This window comes from Cellulomonas septica (assembly GCF_012396155.1).
GTDB lineage: Bacteria > Actinomycetota > Actinomycetes > Actinomycetales > Cellulomonadaceae > Cellulomonas > Cellulomonas septica.
Genome location: NZ_JAAXOY010000186.1, coordinates 1 through 5622 on the forward strand (window position 1 = coordinate 1; position 5622 = coordinate 5622).

At 73.9% G+C, this 5622-nt stretch carries 5 protein-coding genes; 2 read left to right on the forward strand and 3 right to left on the reverse strand.

The genetic code is table 11. The annotated features are described in order from the left end of the window. Positions 1 to 325: Rv3235 family protein (locus tag HGA02_RS08925; protein ID WP_246247594.1), on the forward strand; the 325-nt coding region annotated here is incomplete at its 5' end. 95 nt (positions 326 to 420) lie between these two features. Further along, the gene (rlmB, locus tag HGA02_RS08930; RefSeq protein ID WP_168678715.1) at positions 421 to 1425 is read left to right on the forward strand and encodes a 23S rRNA (guanosine(2251)-2'-O)-methyltransferase RlmB; all 1005 of its coding nucleotides are present in this window, start codon (positions 421 to 423) and stop codon (positions 1423 to 1425) included. Between the two features lie 81 nt (positions 1426 to 1506). Here the strand turns inward: rlmB and HGA02_RS08935 are convergent, their stop codons facing one another. The 3 genes from HGA02_RS08935 to HGA02_RS08945 form a co-directional block, all read right to left on the reverse strand. Then, on the reverse strand, positions 1507 to 2793 hold the full coding sequence (locus HGA02_RS08935) for a DUF4032 domain-containing protein (RefSeq protein WP_168678716.1): 1287 nt from the start codon (positions 2791 to 2793) through the stop codon (positions 1507 to 1509). 201 nt (positions 2794 to 2994) lie between these two features. Then, a complete protein-coding gene (locus HGA02_RS08940) occupies positions 2995 to 4122 on the reverse strand; it encodes an ABC transporter ATP-binding protein (protein WP_124341645.1) in 1128 nt (375 codons plus the stop codon). Between the two features lie 220 nt (positions 4123 to 4342). Next, on the reverse strand, positions 4343 to 5622 hold a 1280-nt coding region (locus HGA02_RS08945), incomplete at its 5' end, for an outer membrane protein assembly factor BamB family protein (protein WP_210728354.1).

Sequence of the window (5622 nt, forward strand, 5' to 3'; positions counted from 1 at the left end):
CGTGCTCGACGCCGCCGACGAGGACCGTGGCGCCGTCCCCGCGCACGATCCCGGGGTGCTCGCGGGCCGGATCGCGCTCGCGACCGTCGAGGTGCTCGGGGGTCGCCGGCCGATCGGTCAGCTCGCGCGGTGGCTCACGCCGGGCGTGCTCGACGCGTTGCAGGTGCGCGCCGCGCTGACACTGCGCGTCCGGGGGACGTCGGGTCGGGCGCCGCAGGTGCGACGCGTGCGCACCTCCGCGGTCGACGAGCACACGCTCGAGGCCGGGGTCGTCGTCGAGGACTCGCCGACGGGGGCCCGCTGGTCCCTGCGACCCGAGGGCTGACCGCCACCCCGCTGCGGCCGCCGCCGCCCGACCGGAACCGCGCGGGCCCGACCCGCACCAGACGTTCGCACCACCAGACGTAGGAGACAGCACCCATGGCCGGCAACTCCCAGCGCCGAGGCGCCACCCGCAAGCCGGGGTCCAAGAAGGGCGCGTCGGTCGGCACCGGCGGGCACGGCCGCAAGTCGCTCGAGGGCAAGGGTCCGACGCCCAAGGCCGAGGACCGTCCGTACCACGCGGCGTACAAGAAGAAGGCCGCCGCGGAGAAGCGCGCGGTCGCCGGGCAGGGCCGCTCGGGTCAGCGCTCGGCGTCCGCGTCGCGCAGCGCGGCCGGCGGGCGTGGCGGCCGCACCTCGTCGACGCACGAGATCGTCTCCGGGCGGAACTCCGTCGTCGAGGCGCTGCGTGCCGGCATCCCCGTCTCGACCGTGTACCTCGCGGCCCGGCTCGAGGCCGACGACCGCACGCGCGAGATCGTCTCGACCGCCGCCGAGTCCGGCTACCCGCTGCTCGAGGTCAGCCGCACCGAGCTCGACCGGCTCACCGACGGGTCCGTGCACCAGGGCGTCGCGATCCAGGTGCCGCCGTACGCCTACGCCGACGACGAGGACCTGCTCGACGCCGCCGAGGCGTCCGAGCAGCCCGCGCTCGTCGTCGCGCTCGACGGCGTGACCGACCCCCGCAACCTCGGGGCCGTGCTGCGGTCCGCGGGCGCATTCGGTGCGCACGGCGTGCTCGTGCCCGAGCGTCGTGCCGCGGGCGTCACCGCGTCCGCGTGGAAGGTGTCCGCGGGTGCCGCGGCACGCGTGCCCGTCGCGCGCGTGAAGAACCTGGTCCGGACGCTGCAGGCCTACCGCGAGGCCGGCGTGTTCGTCGTCGGTCTCGACGGCGGCGGCGACGTCGCGATCGGCGACATCGCGTTCGCCGAGGACCCGCTCGTGCTCGTCGTCGGCTCGGAAGGCAAGGGCCTGTCCCGGCTCGTGCGCGAGCAGTGCGACGCGATCGCGTCCATCCCGATCGCGTCGGCCGTCGAGTCGCTCAACGCGGGCGTCGCCGCGGGCATCGCGCTCTACGAGGTCGCCCGCCGCCGCGCCTCCTGACGCCCGCGCGGCCGGACGCGGCACGACGACGACGGGCCGTGACCGCCGGGCGCCGGCCGACGGCGCCTGGCCGGTCCCGCGTCAGCCGAGGAGCTGGTCGTCCTCGACCTGGGGGAACATGTCGGTGTCGCGGATGTCGCCCGACTGCACGCCCAGGATCGCGTCCTCGTCCGGGCGCGTCGGCAGGATGTTCTTCACGTAGCTCTTGACGACCTCGGGCATCGGCACGTCGCGGCCGTGCTGCTGCGACAGGTACCACCGGTGGTCGAGCAGCTCGTGGAACACCTGCGCGGGCTCGAGCTTGTGCCGCAGGTCCCGCGGCACGGCGCGCACCGCGGGCTCGAACACCTCGGTCAGCCAGTCGTGCGCGACGAACGCCTCGTCCTCGCGCTGGCGGTCGGTCGCGGCCCGGTACTCGTCGAGGTCGTTGAGCAGGCGGCGGGCCTGGTTCTCCTGCACGTCGAGGCCGGTCAGGCGCATGAGGCGGCGCGAGTGGTGGCCCGCGTCGACGACCTTCGGCTGGATCTGCACGGTCGTGCCGCCGACGTCGGTCGTGATGTCGAGCTCGCCGACGTCGAAGCCCAGGTCGTTGAGGCGGTCGATGCGCGCCTGCACGCGCCACCGCTCGCCGTAGCCGAACGACTCGGTCTCGGTGAGGGCGCGCCACAGCTCGCGGTAGCGCTCGGCGAGCGCGTTGCCGATGGCGACGGCGTCGACGTCCTCCTCGAGGAACTCGCCCGCCTGGAGGTCCATGAGCTCGCCGATGATGTTGACGCGTGCGACCTCGAGGTCGTACTCGCGCTGCCCCTGCGTGAGCGTGTCGTGCAGGTCGCCCGTCTCGGCGTCGACGAGGTACGCGGCGAACGTCTCGGCGTCGCGGCGGAACAGGGTGTTCGACAGGGACACGTCGCCCCAGTAGAAGCCCGCGAGGTGCAGGCGGACGAGCAGCACGGCGAGCGCGTCGATGAGGCGGGTCGCCGTGTCGGGGCGTAGCGACTGGCTGAACAGCGCGCGGTACGGCAGCGAGAACTGCAGGTGCTCGGTGATGAGCACGGCCTCGAGCGGCTCGCCGTCGGGGTCGCGCCGGCCGGTGATGACGCCCACGGGCACGACGCTCGGCACGTCGATGCGGTCGAGCTGACGCAGCAGCTCGTACTCGCGGTAGGCGACGGTCTCGCCGATCTCCTTGACCGCGATGACCCGGCCCGACAACCGCACGAACCGCACGATGTGGCGCGAGATGCCGCGGGGGAGCGCGGCCAGGGTCTCGGCCGGCCAGTCCTCCAGCGGCACCTGCCACGGCAGGTCGAGGAGCGCGGGGTCCGGGTTGGCCGCGGTGATCTGCAGGCGCTGCGGCGTCGGGCTCATGACCCGATCCTCTCAGAGTGGTCCGACGACCGACCCTGCGGGCGGGCACGGAAGTCGGGGAGGACGTGTGGGCGTCCCGCACAACGTGCGCGCCGGCGCGAGCCGCGCGGGCCGTCGACGTGGGGGAGCACCCGGGGAGATGCCCGACGGGCGGGCCCGGCCGGAGCCGGACCCGCCCGTCGGCGGTGCTGCAGGGAGCGATCAGACCGTGATGCGCTCGCCGGTGCCCGCGTGGAACAGGTGCTGCTGGCCCTCGCGGATGCGGACCCAGACCGTCTCGCCCTTGGCGGGGACACCGCGCGGGTCGATGCGGACGATGATCTGCGCGTCGCCGGCACCGGAGTGCACGGCCTCGGCGCCACCGAACTCGTTCGTGAGCGACGCGTAGAGGAACGCGTCCGAGCCGAGCTCCTCGACGATGTTCACGATGACCGGGATCGCGTCGGGGGTGCCCTGCGGGACGACCTCGAGCGCCTCGGGACGGAAGCCGAGCGTGATGTGGTTGCGGTCGGCCTCGGTGAACTTGGCGAGGACGTCGCGCGGCAGCGAGACGCGCGCACGGCCGAGCTGGGCGGCGCCCTCGAGCACCGGGACCGTGGCGATGTTCATGGCCGGCGAGCCGATGAAGCCGGCGACGAAGACGTTGGCCGGGGTGTCGTACATGTCGCGCGGCGTGCCGACCTGCTGCAGGAGGCCGTCCTTGAGGACCGCGATGCGGTCACCCATCGTCAGGGCCTCGGTCTGGTCGTGCGTGACGTACACGGTGGTGACACCGAGACGACGCTGCAGCGACGCGATCTGCGTGCGGGTCTGGACGCGGAGCTTGGCGTCGAGGTTCGACAGCGGCTCGTCCATGAGGAACACCTGGGGCTGACGCACGATGGCGCGGCCCATGGCGACACGCTGACGCTGACCACCCGAGAGGGCCTTCGGCTTGCGGTCGAGGTACTGGGAGAGGTCGAGGATCTTGGCGGCCTCCTCGACGCGCTGGCGGATCTCCGCCTTCGGCGTGCCGGCGATCTTGAGCGCGAAGCCCATGTTGTCGGCGACCGTCATGTGCGGGTACAGCGCGTAGTTCTGGAACACCATCGCGATGTCCCGGTCCTTCGGCTGGACGTCCGTGACGTCGCGGTCGCCGATGAGGATGCGACCCGCGTTGACGTCCTCGAGACCCGCGAGCATGCGGAGCGAGGTGGACTTGCCGCAGCCGGAGGGGCCGACGAGGACGAGGAACTCGCCGTCCTCGATGTGCAGGTCGAGCGAGTCGACCGCGGGGCGCTCCGTGCCCGGGTAGACCCGGGTGGCCTTGTCGAACGTGACCGTAGCCATGTCTGATCCGTTCCCTTCACCGGCAGGTACGTGCCGGACGATCCGTTGTGGAGGGTGTCAGAGTGTCTTCGCTGACACGGACCGAGGGGGGCGAAAGGCCCGTCCTCGGTCCGAGGTCATCATGCCACACGCGTGACGCACGTCTCGTCGGCCGGGGCAACCACCTGCGGGACCTGCGGGACCGTCCGGCGCGGGCGCGCAGACGCGTGCGGAGGGCCGGTCAGCCGAGCACCGCGACCGACCCGTCGGTGCGCAGCGCGTACATCCGCGGGACCTGCCACCCGACCCGCAGGTTCGTCCCCGGCTCGAGCGCCTCACCCGTGAGGTCCGCGCGCCACGCGCGTCCGCCGTCCGCGGTCGCGTACGCCTCGACGACGGGACCGGGCCCGCGCAGCAGCAGCCAGCGGCCGTCCGTCGACAGCTCGTCGACCGTGCGGCCGAGCGGCGTCGTCCACCGGACCGCGCCCGTGGTCGCGTCGATCGCCGCGAGCCCGTCGGCCCCGACGACGTAGAGCCGGTCGTCGAGCAGGACGGCCGACGTCGCCTCGACACCCGTCACGCGCCACCGCAGGTCACCCGTCGACGCGTCGCGCGCCGACACCGACGCGACCACGCCCGACGGCCCGACGTCGCGCGTCGCGAACAGCACCGAGCCCGGGACCGACCCGTCGTCGACCGTGAGCCACAGCGGTGTCGCGTCGACCGTCGTGCGCGACCCGTCGGCCCGCAGCAGACGCGACTGCGGGCGACCGTCGCGCGACCACGTCGAGTGCACGACCGCGCCGCCGCGGGCGAGCTCCGGCCACCAGCCGGGTTCCAGGCCGTCGCGGCGCAGCATCGACCCGTCGGTGCCGAGCAGCCACGACGACGAGCCCACCGCGAGCAGCACGTGGTCGGCGCGCGCGTCGAGCGACGCGAACGACGACGACCAGACGTCGGTCGGCTGCTGCGTGACCCGCGGTGCGTCGATCGGTGGCGTCGTCCACGTCCACAGCGCCTCCTGCGTCGCCGGGTCGGTCGCCGTCACGCGCCAGCGGGTCGAACGGTCGCCGCCGCCGTCCTCGTCCTCCTCGCGGACGGCCGTGAGGAGCCGGCCGTCGAGGACCGTGAAGGCGGCGTCCCCGGGGAGCCGCTGCGTCGACAGCAGCGTGCCGTCGCGCGCGTCGAGGAACCACAGCGACACCTCGGGCGGCGGCCCGATGTCGGAGCCGGGCTGCTGCGCGAGGCAGGCGACGACCGGTCGGGCGTCGTCCGGGGCGTCCGTCGACGTCGTCGGTGCGCCCGCCGTCGTGCACACCGTCCACGTCGCGGGCGACGCGGCGTCGGGCGTCATGACGGGCGTCGGCAGGTCCAGCTCGCGCGTCCACCGCAGCGCGCCCGTGAGCTCGTCGAGCGCGCGCACCTGGACCTGCGCGGCCGGCAGCGGGGCGGCGCCGACGACGAGCCCGTCGACGAGGACGCCCGACTCCACGACGCGCGCGTCCTCGGCTCCCGACGCCC